The sequence below is a fragment of the Enterobacter cloacae complex sp. IR5403 genome, from assembly GCF_049238705.1.
Lineage (GTDB): Bacteria > Pseudomonadota > Gammaproteobacteria > Enterobacterales > Enterobacteriaceae > Enterobacter > Enterobacter hormaechei_C.
Genome location: NZ_JBMKHP010000001.1, coordinates 92,790 through 109,881 on the forward strand (window position 1 = coordinate 92,790; position 17,092 = coordinate 109,881).

Genomic DNA, 17,092 nt, shown 5'->3' on the forward strand with positions numbered 1-17,092 from the left:
GCTTAAACATCCCCGTGGTTTCTGGTGACGGGTATGACCACAAGAATAGGGTAGGAAAATGTAAATATTCTGTCTAATATATTAATAATCTCAAATGATACTTTATAAATATGAATATCGAGCTGCGCCACCTACGCTATTTTGTCGCCGTCGCCGAAGAGCTGCATTTTGGTCGTGCGGCGGCAAGGCTGAATATCTCTCAGCCACCGCTAAGCCAGCAGATCCAGATCCTGGAGCAGCAGGTCGGGGCGCGTCTGCTGGCGCGAACCAACCGCAGCGTGAGCCTGACGGCGGCGGGAAAACAGTTTCTTACCGATAGCCGACAGATCCTGAGCATGGTGGAGGACGCCGCCGCCAGAGCGGAACGGCTTTATCTTGGGGAGACGGGGGAGCTGCGCATCGGGTTTACCTCATCGGCCCCCTTTATCAGCGCTGTTTCACAAACGCTATCCTCGTTTCGCCGTAATTTTCCGGATGTGCATATTCAGACGCGCGAAATAAATACCCGGGAGCAGATAGCGCCGCTTAACGAAGGATCGCTCGACCTGGGGCTGATGCGTAACACGCAGTTGCCTGATACCCTGGCGTGGCAGGTGATCCTCCGCGAACCGCTGATGGCGATGATCCCCCGGGATCATCCGCTCGCCGCGCAGCACAGCGTCACGCTGGCTGAACTGGCGAAAGAGCCGTTTGTCTTTTTTGACCCACAGGTGGGTACCGGGTTGTATGACGACATTCTTGGTCTGATGCGGCGATATGGCCTTGTCCCGACTATCGCGCAGGAGGTGGGGGAAGCCATGACGATCATTGGTCTCGTTGCCGCAGGGCTTGGCGTGTCGATTCTCCCGGCCTCGTTTAAACGGGTACAACTGGCGGAAATGCGCTGGGTGAAGATAGCCGAGCAGGATGCAGTCTCAGAGATGTGGCTGGTATGGTCTAAACATCATGAACAGAGCCATGCGGCACAGCGTTTCAAAGAACAATTAATTACCGCTTCTCACGGGCGTTATTTATAGGGAAAAGTGGGCGAAAATGTGCAGTAAATCACATGGCTAAGTAAAAATTTGACGTCAGCCATTGAAGTGCTTCACCATAGCCCTCAGTTTATTTCGAAGCTCGAAAATAAGGGAGTACGAGGTGGTTGCTGATAGTCAGCCAGGGCATATCGATCAGATCAAGCAGACCAACGCGGGCGCCGTATATCGCCTGATTGATCAGCTTGGTCCGGTTTCGCGTATCGATCTTTCGCGCCTGGCACAACTGGCACCCGCCAGTATTACCAAGATTGTCCGCGAAATGCTGGAAGCCCATCTGGTTCAGGAGACAGAAATTCAGGAGCCGGGCAGCCGTGGTCGTCCGGCGGTAGGGCTGGTGGTGGAAACGGAAGCCTGGCACTACCTGTCGCTGCGGATTAGCCGCGGGGAAATCTTCCTCGCGCTGCGCGACCTCAGCAGCAAGCTGGTGGTGGAAGACCGGCTGGAACTCCCGCTTGATGCAGAGCAACCACTCCTCGATGCCATTCTGACCCACATCGACCAGTTCTTTATTCGTCACCAGCAGCGTCTTGAACGTTTAACGGCGATTGCGATCACCCTGCCGGGAATTATTGATACCGAAAATGGCATTGTGCACCGCATGCCGTTTTATGAAAACGTCAAAGAGATGCCGCTGGGCGACGTGCTGGAAAACCACACCGGTGTGCCGGTCTACATTCAGCATGATATCAGCGCCTGGACGATGGCGGAGGCGTTGTTTGGCGCCTCCCGGGGCGCGCGCGACGTGATTCAGGTGGTGATTGATCATAACGTTGGCGCAGGTGTGATCACCGACGGGCGTCTGTTGCATGCTGGCAGCAGTAGCCTGGTGGAGATCGGCCATACGCAGGTCGATCCGTACGGAAAACGCTGCTACTGCGGTAACCATGGCTGTCTGGAGACGATTGCCAGCGTCGAAAGCGTGCTGGAGCTGGCGCAGGTGCGGCTCAGCCAGTCGATGAGCTCCACGCTGCACGGTCAGCCGTTGAGCGTTGAGGCACTGTGCGCTGCGGCAAGGCAGGGCGATCTGTTGGCGAAGGATATCATTACCGGCGTGGGCAATAATGTCGGGCGCATTCTGGCCATTATGGTGAACCTGTTTAACCCGCAAAAAATACTGATCGGCTCCCCGCTCAGCCAGGCGGCGGATATCCTCTTTCCGGCGATTTCCGCCTGCATCAATCAGCAGGCGCTTCCCGCGTACAGTAAAAACATCGTGGTCGAAAGTACGCAATTTTCCAACCAGGGCACGATGGCTGGCGCCGCGCTGGTAAAAGATGCGATGTACAACGGCTCGTTACTGATTCGTTTGCTTCAGGGCTAACTCTTTTCCAGAGATGTACGAAAAATTGCGCTATCTCAAGCCGGGTAGCGCACGCTTCCCGTAGACTTTCCCCACTGAATTATTTACCTGGTTTATATTTTTTGAAGCATACCCAAGAGGTGGAATGAGTCATGCTTAAGCGTTTCTTTATTACTGGTACGGATACGTCTGTCGGGAAGACAGTCGTATCCCGCGCGTTACTCCAGGCCCTGGCGGCAAGCGGTAAACGCGTTGCAGGATACAAGCCGGTTGCAAAAGGCAGTAAAGAGACGCCAGAAGGGCTGCGCAATAAGGATGCCCTGGTTCTGCAAAGCGTCTCGTCTCTGGAACTGCCTTATGATGCCGTCAATCCTATCGCCTTAAGCGAAGAGGAAAGCAGCGTCGCCCACAGTGGGCTGATCAACTACAGCCTGCTTTCTGATGGCCTGGCAAATCTGAGTGAAAAGGTTGACCACGTGGTCGTTGAAGGGACCGGCGGATGGCGCAGCCTGATGAACGATTTACGTCCCCTTTCCGAATGGGTGGTGCAGGAGCAGTTGCCGGTGATTATGGTCGTGGGCATTCAGGAAGGGTGCATCAACCATGCCTTGCTGACGGCGCAGGCTATCGCTAATGACGGCCTGCCGCTGATTGGTTGGGTGGCGAACCGTATTAACCCGGGCCTTGCGCACTACGCTGAAATCATCGACGTGCTGAGCAAAAAGCTGCCTGGCCCGCTGGTAGGCGAACTGCCTTATCTGCCCCGCGCCGAGCAGCGCGAATTAACGCACTATATCGATCTCTCGGCTTTCGGCGGTATGCTGGCCGTAGATCGAGTCGTGGCGTAGCGTTCTCGATAATACCGACGCCACAACACAGGCAACCAGCAAACCGGGTAGTAAAAAATACTGCCCGGTCATCTCACAGACCATCAAGGCCGACATGATTGGCGCATGCGTTGTGGCGGCGAGCAGCGTCGCCATACCCGCCAGCCCAAGCAGGATCGCCGTCTCAGAGCCAGGAAACCACAGCGCAAAGATCTGCGCAAACAGCATTCCCGTTGCTATACCGACGAACAAGGTTGGCGTGAACACGCCTCCCGGCGCGCCGGACCCGCTGCTTGCCAGCACCGCCAGCAGCTTGCAAATAAAGACGCCAGCAATCACCGACAGCAGCGGCGGCGACTGCAAAAACGCCTGAACCACGCTGTAGCCATTCCCCCATACCTTCGGCGTCAGCAGCGACAGCAGCCCGACGATCAGACCACCCAGCGCCAGCTGCCACGGCGGTGAAAGTTTGAGACGCAGAAACAGCCTGTGGCTGGCCGCCATCAGCCACATCAGCAGCGGGCCGCAAACGCCAGCCAGCAGACCCACGCCAACGATCAGGAAATAATCCACCGCCGTAAGCATCTCGCTGAGATGGACATCATATAGCGTATTCGCGCCGGGACTTAACAGGCGCGTGGTCAGCAGGGCCACTACAGCGGCAATCACCACCGGGCCGAGGGAGGCCAGCATCAGCGTGCCAAACAGGATCTCTGCGATAAACAGGCTGCCCGCCAGCGGCGCATGATAGGCGCTGGCCATCCCGGCGGCGGCACCGCAGGCGATCCACAGTTTCCATTCGGATTTCGGCGTACAACGTTGTGCAAAAAAGGAGGCGGCGAGGGCGGCGAGCAGGATCATGGCGCCTTCACGGCCGATGGCGCTGCCGCTGGCGACCACCAGCAACGACGCGAGGGATTTCACCAGGCTGGCGCCGTAATCAAAGTGGCCGTCACCGGTCTCAAGCGCTTCCATATAATCGGTGGGGGCGTGGGGACGTTGTGCCGTCATGCGCTGCCATCCCCACAGTAGCATTCCCGCGGCCAGACCACCCAGCGCAGGCGTCAGCGCCCGCCGCCAGGGCGATAACGCGGCTGCGGCGTTCACCAGACTTCCGCTTTCGTTGCTGAGAAATAGCCACTCCAGCAGATACATGCTGTGGCGGAACACCGCAACGGCCAGCGCCGCCAGCACGCCGATGATGGAAGCGATCAGGAGTCGGCGCAACATCACGCGGATGTCGGGGTAAGCATTAAGACGTTGCATGGGTCGCAATTAAATGAGGACAAAACAATATTGTGATGGGAAAACGTGAGGTTAGCAAAAGGTATGCGTGCGGATTCGGAAGGGAATAAACAGAAGTGCTGTTAGCTTAATAAATGCAGGTTAATCTCAAGGATGCTTCAATGTTTAACATATTGAAAATAAACATTTTTACTCTGAAGGCGGCGGTGATAAAATTGGATCTATTTTTCCAGGGATAGAGAATGTGTACCAATGGGATACCGTACCGATAATTATGGACGGGGGCAGGCGCTCGAAAATGACAGGACAACCACCGGCGCCAGATGTATTGCTTCCATCACGGACAGCACTGAATTTGGCCGCAGGATACTCCGGGTAGGTGATAAAACCACTCCCTGCCCCAGATGCGGGAAACAGGGCGTCATTGTATCAGGTGAGCCGCGCGTAAGTTTTCACGGCGTACCTGTAGCCGTTCATGGGTCCGAAGTACATTGTGGTTGTCCGCCTGGTTCGAACCGGGTGATAGCCCCGGCAGGTCAGTGGCTGGGACGTGGACGAGACCCGGTTGACGTTGCCAGGGAAGAACACGCCGCCAGGCTGGCAGCAGAAAAGCAGGCCGAAGAAAAACGCAGGGAGGAGGAAAGGGAGCGCAACCGGGTATTCGCAAAATCCTGCCTGCGTGGTGAGGGTTGCAATGATGCCGGTGACCAGCGCGAGCCCCACACTAATTTTGCCGATATGGCATTTTATCACGCCATGCCCGCCAGCGATTCAGACGTCCCGCAGTACGCACAGACCGCTAAAAAGAAAAAGCCTGAAAATATCCCCAAACCGAAGAAGCGCAGCGCTCTCTGGCGCTGGTGGAACGGTAACCATGAGGAGATGGATTACCAGGCCGCCGTTGCTGCCGCGTCTGCTGCTGCACGGGCGCAGGCGGCCACGGCAGGCGCAAGCCTACTGGAGCTGATAAGCGGCAGGGCGCTGACCTACGGCACCTGGGCGGTGCGTGGCGCTGTTGCCGGACCCGGTGCACCTGTGGCAGGTCTGCTGGTGGGGATGATGCCCGGCAGGCTGAATGACGGCGAACAGGACTTTATCGACCGTATGCGCCTGGAGCAGATGCGTGAAGCCCCGAGCCGTATTCGCTATACGTGGGAGAACGACAGCAGGGGGAACCCGGTGCCGCATGGCTGGCACACACCACCTGGCCGGGACAGTGTGCGCGTCAGAAAAATGGAGTATGACAGCAGACAGCAGGCGTACATCTTCACCACCGAGGCAGAACCGCGCATAACCATCGTCTGGACGCCTGATCGAACGGACGAGAAAAAGCCGTGGAATACCGGCAACCAGGCGCGGCCGGTGCTGCCGAACCCGGTGATTGTGGACCCGCTACCCAATAACACCGGCATAACGGCGACCACCAGCCCGGCACTGGAGGAAAAGAGTTTCGCGGATTACATTCTGATCCTGCCGTTCCCTGACCTGCCGCCGATTTATATCTACCTGAGCAAACCGCCGGTGGAGTTTCTGGAGGTCGAATTATACAGTGACTTTAAACGCCGTTCGCGGCAGGGGATTTATGAGGCAGATCATATGCCGTCAAGAGCTGCTGTTGATGCATATCTGAGAGCTAATTATCCGTTGTTAGACGATGACGAAATACTTTCGCTGACTGATAAAGTTTCTGCCATCGTGATCCCGAAAGAGATGCATCAAAAAATAAGCGAGACATATGGTGGACGTAATACGCCTAAACAAATTGAGCTTGACTCGAGGAACCTCAGGGCAGCAGTTGACCGCAATCTGGATGCCATAAAACCGGCATTGAAAGAGCATGGAGCAACCGAAATCCAGATCGAAGAAGCAAGGGTAAAAATTCATAAAATAAACAGTGAAACGGGGTTGTACAAATGACGGTAAACGTTGAAGCGCTGATAAATAGTCTGGGTAAATCTTATCAATATATGCTTGATAAGGATTTAATTCCGTATAAGTCTCCACCAAAGGGAGCTTCTGGAACGCCAACCATTAATCTCGAAATGGCCCAGGAAGGAATTTTTCTTTCTTTCTGGCGGGAGGGACGGATATTGAAATCTGTCACACTCAGAATTCAGCACGAACCTGCGTCCAGTTGGACATTCCCTAATGAACTACCAGCACCTTTGCAGGTGTCTATGTCACGCAAATGGGTTAATGAAAATCTTGGTGAGCCTCTACGAAGTGCGCCTCCTTACACTGTAATGAATAAGGATTATGGCTGGACAGACCTTTATGAAGTAAAGGATTACGATATTCCTACCAGTATGCAAATTAACTATGACGTAGCGGATAGCGTGAGGTCTGTAACCTTCATGCCAACGTCAGAGCTTCGCTGGTAGGAGAATTCAATAACGTTACTAGCGAACAATGATTACGCGGCACGAAGGGCTATTATGTTTTAATAGCCCTCGATTCGGTCCTGGTGATTAAGTTTCGCTATGAATATTCAACGCCCGGCGCGTACGCCCTGAGCTCAAATATTCCGCAATATAATCCTGGGATATCTCGCCGTTATAGCGTCCGTCCTCGTCCACAATCGGCATCCAGCTGGTGTTGCTCTCATACAGGCGAGAAAGCACCACGCGCAGGTTATCCTCGGCCTTACCGGTCATGCGGAACGGATGCAGAATATCCCCGCAGCTGCCGCTGGCGTTACGCGCTTCGCGGCGCTTCACAAAGCCGAGCGGTTTGCCGTGCTCATCAACCACGGTAATGGCGCGAATATCGTTGTCATCCATGGTGGCGAAGGCCTCCGGCAGCGGCGTCGATTCGCGTACCGTAATGGTCGGCTGCTGGTCGGTGACGTCGCCCGCCGAGACCAGCAGCAGGCGTTTCAACGTCCGGTCCTGACCAACAAACGAGCCGACAAACTCATTCGCGGGTTTCGCCAGCAGCTCGTCCGGGCTGGCGCACTGCACGATACGTCCCTGACGGAAGACGGCAATACGGTCGCCCAGCTTCAGCGCTTCGTCAATATCGTGGCTCACCAGCATCACGGTCTTTTTCAGCTTGCGCTGCATCTCCAGGAACTGGTTCTGGATCACTTCTCGGTTAATCGGGTCGACCGCGCCGAACGGTTCATCCATCAGCAGGACCGGAGGATCCGCTGCCAGCGCGCGGATGACGCCGATACGCTGCTGCTGACCGCCGGACATTTCGCGCGGATAGCGGTGAAGGAATTTATGCGGATCCATTGCCACCATATCCATCAGCTCTTCGGCGCGGGATTTACAGCGCGCTTTGTCCCAGCCCAGCATGCGCGGCACGACGGTAATGTTCTCTTCGATGGTCATGTTCGGGAACAGGCCAATCTGCTGGATCACGTAGCCAATGTTGCGGCGCAGGGTCACGGTGTCCATTCCGCTGGTGTCTTCGCCGTTAATCAGGATCGTCCCGCTGCTTGGCGTAATGAGACGGTTGATCATCTTCAGGGTAGTGGTTTTCCCGCAGCCGGACGGGCCGAGCAGCACGCACATTTCCCCTTCAGGCACGTTCAGGTTGACGTTGTCGACGGCCTTAAACGTCTGGCCGTGTTTCTGTGAAAATTGTTTGGTGAGGTTTTCCAGTTTTATCATTATCGAATCCCCTTCGGAGTCAGTACCACCTGCAAACGGTGCAGCAACCAGTCGAGCACAATCGCTAAAAGACAAATCATCAGCGCGCCCGCAATCAACATACGAATATCACTCCCGCCAATACCGTTAAGCAGCAGCAGGCCCAGCCCGCCCGCACCGATCACGGCGGCAATCGCCATGACGCCAATGTTCATCACCACGGCGGTGCGGATGCCGCCAAAAATCACCGGCAGCGCCATCGGGATTTCCACCCAGCGCAGACGCTGCCAGAAGGTCATGCCGATGCCGCGTCCCGCTTCTCGCAGGCCCGGCGGCAGGCTGTCGAGCGCCGTGTGGGTGTTACGCACAATCGGCAGCAGCGAATAGAGGAACACCGCCGTAATCGCGGGCAGGGCGCCAATGCCCTGACCGATCAGCGAAAAGAGCGGGATCATCAGGCCGAAAAGCGCAATTGACGGGATGGTGAGCACAATGGTGGCAATCCCCAGCACCGGCGTTGCCAGCCATTTATGGCGGACAATTAAAATGCCCAGCGGCACGCCAATCACAATCGCCAGGCCGACGGCGAGCGCCACCAGCCACAGGTGTTGCAGCGTCAGGGTTAAGAGATAGTCCCAGTTGTCGAGAATATAGTGAATCGTCTCCATAGCGCCTCCTACAGCAACTGTTTGCTACGCAGGAAATCACGGGCGACCTGCTGCGGTGACTGATGGTCGATATCCACCTTCTTATTCAGTTCGGTGATAACGTCGTTATTGAGCTGGGCTGAGAGGGTGTTCAGCGCCTCCTCCAGTCCCGGGTTAGCCTCCAGCGTGTCTTTTCGAACAACTGGCGTCACGGCGTAACTCGGGAAGAAGCCTTTATCGTCTTCCAGCACTTTAAGATCGAAGCCCTTTACGCGCCCATCGGTGGTGTAGATCAGCCCCGCATCGACAAACCCGTCGCGCACCGCGTTATAGACCAGGCCCGGATCCATCTGGCGGATCTGCGGGCGGTCCAGCTCCATGTTGTAGGCCGCCTGCAACGGCTTCATCCCGTCGCTGCGCCCGGCAAATTCCAGGTCAAGGCCCAGCAGCCAGTTGTTATCCGGATCGGTTTTACGGATCTGCTCAATCTTTGCCACCATTTCAGACATGGTATTGATATGTTCAGCCTCGGCGCGCTTGCGCTGCATGGCAAAGGCATACGTATTGTTCATATCGGCAGGTTTAAGCCACACCAGACCGTGCTTCGCGTCGAGGCGTTTCACCGTCTCGTATGACTCCTGCGGCGACATGCGTTTGTTGATGTGGTTGAAGATGATCAGTGACGTGCCGGTATACTCCCAGGTCATATCAATCTGCTTGTTGATCATCGCGTTGCGGGAAATCACCGTTGCAATATTGGTCTGCGGCTGTACCTGAAACCCTTTCTTTTGCAGATACTGCACGGTCATGGCCGAGAGAATGTGCTGCTCGGTAAAGCTCTTGGTTGCCAGGATCAGCGGCGCGGCGAGCGCCTGGCTGGTGAAGAGCGCGGCGGCGCACAGCGCCGTCAGGCCGGAAAACAGTCTCATAGAAGCTCCTTGTTATAATTATCGCGCGAGATGCGGGCTCAGTAGCCGACCCAGCGCCGCCAGCAGCGTATCCAGAATCAGGGCGAACAGGGCGGTGGCCGCCGCGCCCAGGATCAGCGTCGGGAAGTCATTCAGATAGATCCCCGGGAATATCAGCTCGCCGTAGCTGCTGGCGCCGATCAGGAATGCCAGCGGTGCGGTACCGACGTTAATCGCAGTGGCAATGCGAATACCGGAAAGCATCACCGGCCAGGCGTTAGGCAGTTCGACCTGACGCAGGCGCTGCCATTTGGTCATGCCGATGCCGTTTGCCGCTTCCAGCAACGACGCGGGAACAGAGCACAGCCCGGCATAGGTGTTACGCACAATCGGCAGCAGGGAAGCCAGAAAGAGGGCGATAATGGCCGGTTTATCACCGATGCCAATCACCACCATCGCCAGCGCCAGAACGGCCAGCGGCGGCAGGGTGTTGCCCACGTTAAAGATTTGCATCACATATTCGGCGATACCACGCGCGGCCGGACGGCTCAGCAGAATACCGCTTGGAATGCCCACCAGCAGGGCAAAGAACATTGATGAAAAGACCAGAATCAGGTGCTGTTGCCCGAGGTAGATCAGGTCAACCTGGCGCGCCTTAATCGTCTCCAGTCCAATTCCCCAGGTGAGGAGAGCGAGAACCACGATAATCGCGCCGACAAAAAGCAGCGAACGTTTAAGTAATGGGTGCATTGCGGTGTGTCTCCCTGTGCGCATGCGTTATAGCAACCACCGGTTGCCTGTTGTTATGCCATGTTTCGGCAGGGGTACTTCACCTATAGCAAGCGAAACGGAAGGGTTCCAGCGAAGGGGGTAAAACAGTAACCCTATGAAATTAGTGACAACCTGAGTGAAGCCTTATGGCATAAGGGCTGTCAGTGGGCAGGCAGAATAGTCTTAAAGAAGCACGCCTTAGGTGACAACGTCACGTAAGGCGTGCTGATTAAACCTGACGACTGAGCGCGGCGCGCACCTTGCGTACCCGCCACGAGATGCGGACGATAGAGAAGGCGGCAACGAGTACCAGCATCAGGCCCAGCGCCAGCATTGCGTGGAATCCAAACGCTCTGAACAGGATCAGCCCCGCGATCCCGCCGCTGATAAAGGAGAAAAGGGTAGTTAAATGGGTCTTGAGCTGACTCTTTTGCGCGGCCGTATCTTTGGAGTAATCCCGGCGCAGCATGGCGACCATAACGGAGGCCAGCGAAATGCCCGCATCGGTCAGCGTGCCGGTGATGTGCGTGGATCTCACCCGACCGCCGGATAGCTGAGTGGAGGTGGAATTATGAATGCCCATCAACCCGCACAGGAAAATAATAATCTCCTGATTCGTGGCGAAGGAGTGAAAATACATTTCGTACAGGGATACCCCGGCCAGTAATAGCCCTTCAACAAACAGAACCTGGCTGAATACCAGCCTGACGTTATGGATAATCCCCCAGATAACAATAATCCGCGCAGCGATGGCGCCTGAGACAAACGACAGAATAATGGCGCCAAAGAAAAGAATATCGCTGAGATCGGTGGAGGAAACTTCGCTGGATAACTGCGAGGTATTACCCGTCATATGCGAGGGAAAAAAGCCGAACGCGCCCAGCGCAATGGCATTCAGCAGTCCCGCGGAGGTCGCCAGCCAGAGGGCAAGACGACGATCCTCCTGATGCGTTCGTTCTTTCTTTAATTTAATCAGCAAAGAATACCTCCGGTTTGAGCTTTGCCTGAATGCTCAAGCTAACAAAGCGATGTCGCTGGCTGACCAGGATATTGCTTAATTATTATTTCAACGGGAGGAGTGCGAGGTTTTGTAATTAAATAAAATAACCTTGTAAATATAATGCCTTATTTCCGATGGCGCGACGTCGTAAAAGTCAGTATTACGGCACTCAGGAGTAATATGCCGCTTAAAGCGAAGGTGCTCTGCCAGCCAAAGGTATCAAACACCACGCCACCCGCCGTTGAGCCAAGCGCAATGGAGAGTTGGATCACCGCGACCATCAGCCCGCCGCCAGCCTCGGCATCTTCCGGTAACGTACGGGCGATCCACGTCCACCAGCCCGTGGGGGCCGCAGTTGCCAGCATTCCCCAGAAACCTAACAGCAGGGCCACGATCCACAGGCTGTCACCGGTGAGCATTAATACCCCTGCAATCAGCGCCATAAGCAGCGGTATGGCCATTAAGGTGAGGTAAAACGCGGCATTCAGGGCCAGCGCGACGATCAGCGTGCCGATGAAACCTGCGATACCGATAGTGAGCAGGATCAGCGATAAGGCGGAAGGACTGACGTGGGTGACGGTTTCGAGGAAGGGGCGCACATAGGTAAATAACGCAAACTGTCCCATGAAGAACAGGCCGCACGCCATCAGACCCACCGAAACCGCAGGCTGGTGGAGCAGGCGTAATAGGCTTTTACGTGGCGACGGACCCTGGTGCCCGCCCATGTTGGGCAGGCTAAAATATTGCCAGATGAACGCCACAATCGCCACGGGAACCAGGCACAGAAACGCGCCGCGCCAGCCAATGGTCGAGCCGAGATAACTGCCCAGCGGGGCGGCGACCACCGTCGCCAGCGCGTTGCCGCCGTTGAAAATTGCCAGCGCACGAGAGACCTGATGCTGAGGCACCAGCCGAATGGCGGTGGCAGCAGACATCGACCAGAAACCGCCGATGGCGATGCCGATCAGCGCCCGGCCTGCCATATACATCAGAGCATTCGGGGCGAAGGCGATAATGATCCCTGACAGCGCCATCAGGACGGTCATGCCTAAAAGAAGATGTTTGCGATTCATATTCCCGGCAAGCCGGGAAAGAAAAAGGCTGGTCAGGACAGCCAGCGCCCCAGAGATGGCGATCCCCTGGCCAGCCATCCCCTCTGTCACCCCTAAGTCTCTGGCGAGGGGCGTGAGCAGACTGACGGGCATAAATTCCGAGGCAATGAGGACAAAAACGCACAGGGTCATGGCAAAAATACCGCCCCAGTGTGCACGCTCAGCATCACGGGATGAGGTTTGATTCAGTGTGGACATAGGTGTAATTCACGGCGAAGAGAAGATAAGCCCCCTGATTGCCGGGGGCGAAGAGAATTAATCCAGACTGGTTTTGAAAAACTGCCCGAACTGCGCGAACGGGATTTTCCCTGCGACGTTATCGTAGAGATCAACGTGATTCGCACCGGGAACAATCACCAGTTCCTTCTGTTTGCTGCCGACAGCTTTAAACGCATCTTCCGCAAAATAACGTGAGTGCGCGTTTTCACCGGTCACAATCAGCGTTGGGATGGTGATCTCCCCGGCATAGCTCAGCAGCGGCATATTCATAAAGGACAACGGCATGGTCGCGGTCCATGCGCCGGTGGAGTTTACGGAACGGGCATGGAAGCCGCGCGGCATACGGTAGTAATCATAGAACTCTTTCAGTACCGGATGCGGATCGGCGGGCAATGCTTCCGGCAGAATACGCCCGGCCGCTGTTACCTTACCGTTTTCATCGACATAAATATCGTGGCCGCCATGGGCGAAGGTGCCGCTTTCAGCATCTTTCCAGCGTTGCGCGTTCAGATACTGCAACACGGCCCGGCGATCGGCCGCTGAATAACGATCTCTCCCGTCGCCCACGCCGTGACCCATCGCGCGGCTCATATCGTACATTACGCTGGTGGCGACCGCCTTCACGCGGGTATCCATGGATGCCGCGTTCAGCGCCATACCGCCCCAGCCGCAGATCCCGAGAATGCCGATACGGTTACGGTCGACTTCTTTCTGTAATCCGAGGAAATCCACTGCGGCGCTAAAGTCTTCGGTGTTGATATCAGGGGAGGCAACGTTACGCGGCTGGCCGCCGCTTTCACCCGTGTAGGATGGGTCGAAGGCCAGGGTCACGAACCCCTGTTCAGCCAGAGTCTGGGCGTAAAGACCGCTGGATTGTTCTTTAACCGCACCGAATGGTCCACTGACGGCAATCGCCGCCAGCTTCTGGTCGCCGCTGTTCCTGGGAATGTACAGATCGCCGACCAGGGTGATCCCGTATCGGTTCTCGAACGTCACCTTGCGGTGGTCGACTTTATCGCTCCTGGCGAAGGTCTTATCCCAGGTTGTCACCATCGAAACGGGGGCGTCAGGATTTCGTGTTTCTGCATAACTCATTGTTGTCACTCCACTTAATGATGCGCATAGCAGCAGCGCAACGGACAGTTTTTGGGTGAATGTTTGCATAAGAGGTACCGTGTGTTGTTGTCATGCGGTCATTATAGTTAGCAGAAATAGTGCTGATTAGAGGCCAAAAGCTGCTAGGATTAATATCATATTGTTATCAATTGATGAGACATGATGGCGAAGCGGGAAAACTACAATGAGCTGTATCTGTTTATCCAGGTGGTGCGGGAGGGAAGTTTCACGGCAGCCGCGCAACGGCTCGGGCTGGCACAATCCGGCATCAGCCGATCGGTTCGCGAGCTGGAAGAGCGGCTGGGCGTTCAGCTTCTGGTGCGTACCACGCGCAAACTGTCGCTGACCCATGCCGGGGAGCAACTTTACCAGACCGCTGGTTCAGCCTTTGATGCGCTCGATACCGGGCTGACAAGACTGGCGCATTATCGCCAGACGCCGTCCGGCACGGTGCGCATTAATGCCAGCCAGCACGCCATCGAAAAATGCCTGCTGCCAAAGCTTGCTATCTTCAAACAGCGTTATCCGGATATCCGTCTGGAATTGATGAATGAGAGCCGGTTCGTGGATATCATTACCGAGCGATTCGACGCGGGCGTCCGGCTGGGGCCGGAGGTGGGACAAGGAATGATTGCCGTGCGCATCACGCCCGATATGGAGATGGCTGTGGTTGCCGCTCCGGCGCATTTTCGGCGCTATGGTTTCCCGCAGACGCCCGCCGATCTGGATGCTCATCCCTGCATTGCCTACCAGTTTGCCGACGGTAACCACTATCAATGGGAGCTGGTTCAGGACGGGAAGCGAGTTACTCACCGCCCGGAGGGGCAATGGGCCTTTTCCGACAGCTACATGGAGGCCGAAGCGGCCAGGCTGGGACTCGGGCTGGCCTATGTCCCGGTTGAGCTGGTGGCTGACGATCTGGAGCGTGGCACGCTTATACGCGTCTTACAGCGCTACAGCCTGCGGATGGACGGACTGTACCTCTATTATCCACACCGCAACGTGTCCCCGGCGCTGAGAGCGGTGATTGATACGCTGAAAATTTAGGGTGCCTCTACGCTACGGTCTATACAGCCCCTGGGTTTGTGATACGCTACTATTTTATATAGCGCAGCTCAACTAAGGCTATGAAATGACAAAAATAACGCCAGAATATACGGTAGTTGACTTATCACGTTGGGCAAGAAAGGAACACTTTGAAGTATTTCAGGGCTTTGCTCAATCTACATTTAACCAAACGGTTCAGCTGGACATTACCGTGCTGCTAAAGCATATCAAAGAGGTTGGCTGGAAATTTTATCCTGCGATTATTTCCCTAATTTCTGACGTCGTAAACCGGCATCCGGAATTCCGTATGGCCATGAAGGATGATGAGCTTGTAATATGGAATGAGGTTCATCCAAGCTATACCCTTTTCCATAAAGAAACGGAGACGTTTTCATCGTTGTGGAGTCATTACGATGGAAATATTCACCATTTTCAGCGCGTTTATGCAGAAGATGTTGCCCGCTATGGCAATATCCTTGCTTACTGGCCTAAGGAAGAGTCCCAGGAGAATATATTTTTCATATCGGATATTCCGTGGGTCAGTTTTAGCAGTTTTAACGTCAACGTCGCTAACATGCGGAATTTTTTTGCGCCCATGTTCACGTTTGGAAAATACTATGACCAGGATGGAAAAGTCTTGTTGCCTTTCGCCGTTCAGGTCCATCATTCTGTTTGTGATGGCTTTCATGTGGCCAGGATGATCAACGAGTTACAAGAGTTGTGTGATAATTTACCGCACCATTCAGAGGCGCCCAACGTGTGATGCACGTGTTTTTAACATACGCCTGACGAGGGGAAATAATGGAACCGAATTTTACGCCAGAACAGATTGAAATGATTAACCGCATTGTTTTCGAGCAGATCGAGATCATGCATGAGAAAGTGGCAGAAATAATCGCAGATACAGAGACGGTGGCGCATCAGCGCCTGAAGGATAACGGGATCACTACGACAGATTTTTATCCTGCAAATAAAAATTTTCTGATGATGACCCTTGTACAGGATCTGATAGATAAAGTGCACGGGGGCGATAAGGACCAGGCCAAAACAATAATAACCATGGAAGCAAAAAGGCTGAATATCAGCGTAAACGTTGAGGCGGACAAATCAAGATAACAGGACGTAATTTCACGGTTATGGTTGATGAATATAAGGTTCAGCCGACCATAATAAAGCCGCGAGCCGTTTCCGGCCCGCGGCAACAGGACAGGTGATGAGACGTTCTGACGATCAGGCGGCTTTGACGGCCCGGATTTTTTTGCTGCTATCCGCATCTGATGCTGTTTTATCCGTTGCAGCATTGCGCTCGGGAAGCTTGCTGGTACGCAGGATATGCTGCACGGACTCTTTCTGCTCGGCGAGATACAGACCAAGATTCTCCGCCTGCGTTTCATCCATCTGCATTCCGCTTTGCAACAGCCAGTCGGTGAACGCTTCTGCCATATCGAGCAGTTTGTCGTGAGCGTCAGCCTCTTTCTTACTGGCAAATGTCATTTTCTCTTCACCTTTTCTTACGACAACAAATTTTGTTTCAACAGCCATTGTGCACCCCCGTATACTGTAATTATATACAGCATAACAGTTGTGACGTTGTGTTGCAGCAAAAATGTGCGAACCTGGCCTGCACAACGGGTGGACAAGCCAGGCGCTGTTATCGGTACAGCGTTTTTTCGGCAATCGGGATCAGCAAAGTGGACTGCCATTCCGCCAGCGTCAGCTGGGCAAGTTTACCCAGCGCGGTGTAGAACGGATGGGCCGCGTTTTCAACGAATACGCTCAGGAAACGCGTGCTCCATGGCAGCAGATGCCACGCAAGAAGCTGGTCGCGTTCTGTTTCGCGACCGTTCTCGGCAAGCCATGCCGCCAGCATCAGCAACATTCCGAAATGATCTTCAGGCTCATTCTGCTGCATCTCAAAGGCGATATGGTTTTCACGCATCCACTGACGCAACGCGAGGGTCGAATCGCCAAACAGCACGGACTCGCGATCAAGCCAGACCGAGCCCCACGGGGGGGCGGGCAGGGCATACGGGCCAATAAACAGACGCTGCCAGGCGTCTTTCAACGCTTCATCCAATGGGGTCTTAAACATACTGGCGACGGGCAGCAGGTTTTCCTCCGCCAGCGGCCAGTCCTGAACCCAGTCACCTGCGGTCAGGGCACTCACCAGCGGCGCGGTCTGCTCGCTGTCTGGGGCGAAATAAAACAGCGCGCCCAGTACCCGGGCGCTGAACGCGAACGATTCGCGGTGTGAGACTTCATTCATT

Annotated in this window: 18 protein-coding genes; 8 read left to right on the forward strand and 10 right to left on the reverse strand. The window is 55.1% G+C overall.

The features are described 5' to 3' along the window. Nucleotides 1–110: 110 nt before the first annotated feature. From ACOTW6_RS00540 to bioD, 3 genes are all read left to right on the forward strand, one after another. Nucleotides 111–1,016: a LysR family transcriptional regulator gene (locus ACOTW6_RS00540; RefSeq protein ID WP_121479043.1), complete on the forward strand. Its 906-nt coding sequence runs from the start codon at nucleotides 111–113 to the stop codon at nucleotides 1,014–1,016. 121 nt (nucleotides 1,017–1,137) lie between these two features. Then, nucleotides 1,138–2,358 carry a sugar metabolism global transcriptional regulator Mlc gene (gene mlc, locus ACOTW6_RS00545; protein WP_032658277.1) on the forward strand — a complete coding sequence of 407 codons (1,221 nt, stop codon included), beginning with the start codon at nucleotides 1,138–1,140 and terminating at the stop codon, nucleotides 2,356–2,358. 131 nt (nucleotides 2,359–2,489) lie between these two features. Beyond that, a complete protein-coding gene (gene bioD / locus ACOTW6_RS00550) occupies nucleotides 2,490–3,185 on the forward strand; it encodes a dethiobiotin synthase (protein WP_062932618.1) in 696 nt (231 codons plus the stop codon). On the opposite strand, the gene clcB is transcribed toward bioD, so the two are convergent. Then, nucleotides 3,120–4,430 carry a voltage-gated ClC-type chloride channel ClcB gene (gene clcB, locus ACOTW6_RS00555; RefSeq protein WP_062932619.1) on the reverse strand — a complete coding sequence of 437 codons (1,311 nt, stop codon included), beginning with the start codon at nucleotides 4,428–4,430 and terminating at the stop codon, nucleotides 3,120–3,122. The genes bioD and clcB overlap by 66 nt on opposite strands. 231 nt (nucleotides 4,431–4,661) lie before the next feature. On the opposite strand from clcB, the gene ACOTW6_RS00560 reads away from it, so the two are divergent. Continuing rightward, nucleotides 4,662–6,326 (forward strand): S-type pyocin domain-containing protein, encoded by a 1,665-nt coding sequence (locus ACOTW6_RS00560; protein WP_074135685.1) that lies wholly within the window; start codon nucleotides 4,662–4,664, stop codon nucleotides 6,324–6,326. After that, complete coding sequence (locus ACOTW6_RS00565; RefSeq protein ID WP_062932621.1) at nucleotides 6,323–6,790, forward strand: DUF6392 family protein; 468 nt, start codon at nucleotides 6,323–6,325, stop codon at nucleotides 6,788–6,790. The genes ACOTW6_RS00560 and ACOTW6_RS00565 overlap by 4 nt, the downstream gene beginning before the upstream one ends. 87 nt (nucleotides 6,791–6,877) lie before the next feature. On the opposite strand, the gene osmV is transcribed toward ACOTW6_RS00565, so the two are convergent. The 7 genes from osmV to ACOTW6_RS00600 all read right to left on the reverse strand — a co-directional run bounded on the left by osmV (nucleotide 6,878) and on the right by ACOTW6_RS00600 (nucleotide 13,826). After that, nucleotides 6,878–8,026: an osmoprotectant ABC transporter ATP-binding protein OsmV gene (osmV, locus tag ACOTW6_RS00570; protein WP_062932622.1), complete on the reverse strand. Its 1,149-nt coding sequence runs from the start codon at nucleotides 8,024–8,026 to the stop codon at nucleotides 6,878–6,880. Further along, nucleotides 8,026–8,673, reverse strand: coding sequence for an osmoprotectant ABC transporter permease OsmW (osmW, locus tag ACOTW6_RS00575; RefSeq protein ID WP_022647970.1), 648 nt, complete (start codon nucleotides 8,671–8,673; stop codon nucleotides 8,026–8,028). The genes osmV and osmW overlap by 1 nt, the downstream gene beginning before the upstream one ends. Before the next feature lie 8 nt (nucleotides 8,674–8,681). After that, a complete protein-coding gene (gene osmX, locus ACOTW6_RS00580) occupies nucleotides 8,682–9,581 on the reverse strand; it encodes an osmoprotectant ABC transporter substrate-binding protein OsmX (RefSeq protein ID WP_017694085.1) in 900 nt (299 codons plus the stop codon). Nucleotides 9,582–9,599: 18 nt separating this feature from the next. Continuing rightward, the gene (osmY, locus tag ACOTW6_RS00585) at nucleotides 9,600–10,310 is read right to left on the reverse strand and encodes an osmoprotectant ABC transporter permease OsmY (protein ID WP_047719422.1); all 711 of its coding nucleotides are present in this window, start codon (nucleotides 10,308–10,310) and stop codon (nucleotides 9,600–9,602) included. A gap of 250 nt (nucleotides 10,311–10,560) precedes the next feature. Further along, nucleotides 10,561–11,310: a YoaK family protein gene (locus ACOTW6_RS00590; protein ID WP_047719423.1), complete on the reverse strand. Its 750-nt coding sequence runs from the start codon at nucleotides 11,308–11,310 to the stop codon at nucleotides 10,561–10,563. Nucleotides 11,311–11,456: 146 nt separating this feature from the next. After that, nucleotides 11,457–12,641, reverse strand: coding sequence for an MFS transporter (locus ACOTW6_RS00595; protein ID WP_062932624.1), 1,185 nt, complete (start codon nucleotides 12,639–12,641; stop codon nucleotides 11,457–11,459). A 57-nt stretch (nucleotides 12,642–12,698) separates the two neighbouring features. Next, a complete protein-coding gene (locus ACOTW6_RS00600) occupies nucleotides 12,699–13,826 on the reverse strand; it encodes an alpha/beta hydrolase (RefSeq protein WP_074135684.1) in 1,128 nt (375 codons plus the stop codon). 114 nt (nucleotides 13,827–13,940) lie between these two features. Between ACOTW6_RS00600 and ACOTW6_RS00605 the strand changes: the two genes are divergently transcribed. The 3 genes from ACOTW6_RS00605 (at nucleotide 13,941) to ACOTW6_RS00615 (ending at nucleotide 15,941) form a co-directional block, all read left to right on the forward strand. Next, nucleotides 13,941–14,825, forward strand: a complete 885-nt coding sequence (locus ACOTW6_RS00605) for a LysR family transcriptional regulator (protein ID WP_116329883.1) — start codon at nucleotides 13,941–13,943, stop codon at nucleotides 14,823–14,825. A gap of 85 nt (nucleotides 14,826–14,910) precedes the next feature. Then, nucleotides 14,911–15,588, forward strand: coding sequence for a type A chloramphenicol O-acetyltransferase (gene catA / locus ACOTW6_RS00610; RefSeq protein ID WP_062932627.1), 678 nt, complete (start codon nucleotides 14,911–14,913; stop codon nucleotides 15,586–15,588). A gap of 38 nt (nucleotides 15,589–15,626) precedes the next feature. Then, nucleotides 15,627–15,941, forward strand: coding sequence for a hypothetical protein (locus ACOTW6_RS00615; protein WP_062932628.1), 315 nt, complete (start codon nucleotides 15,627–15,629; stop codon nucleotides 15,939–15,941). Nucleotides 15,942–16,055: 114 nt separating this feature from the next. Here the strand turns inward: ACOTW6_RS00615 and ACOTW6_RS00620 are convergent, their stop codons facing one another. Together ACOTW6_RS00620 and dmsD are read right to left on the reverse strand one after the other, a co-directional pair. Beyond that, nucleotides 16,056–16,367, reverse strand: a complete 312-nt coding sequence (locus ACOTW6_RS00620; RefSeq protein WP_003857437.1) for a YebG family protein — start codon at nucleotides 16,365–16,367, stop codon at nucleotides 16,056–16,058. Nucleotides 16,368–16,476: 109 nt separating this feature from the next. Further along, nucleotides 16,477–17,091 (reverse strand): Tat proofreading chaperone DmsD, encoded by a 615-nt coding sequence (gene dmsD, locus ACOTW6_RS00625; protein ID WP_062932629.1) that lies wholly within the window; start codon nucleotides 17,089–17,091, stop codon nucleotides 16,477–16,479. Between the last annotated feature and the right edge of the window lies 1 nt (nucleotide 17,092).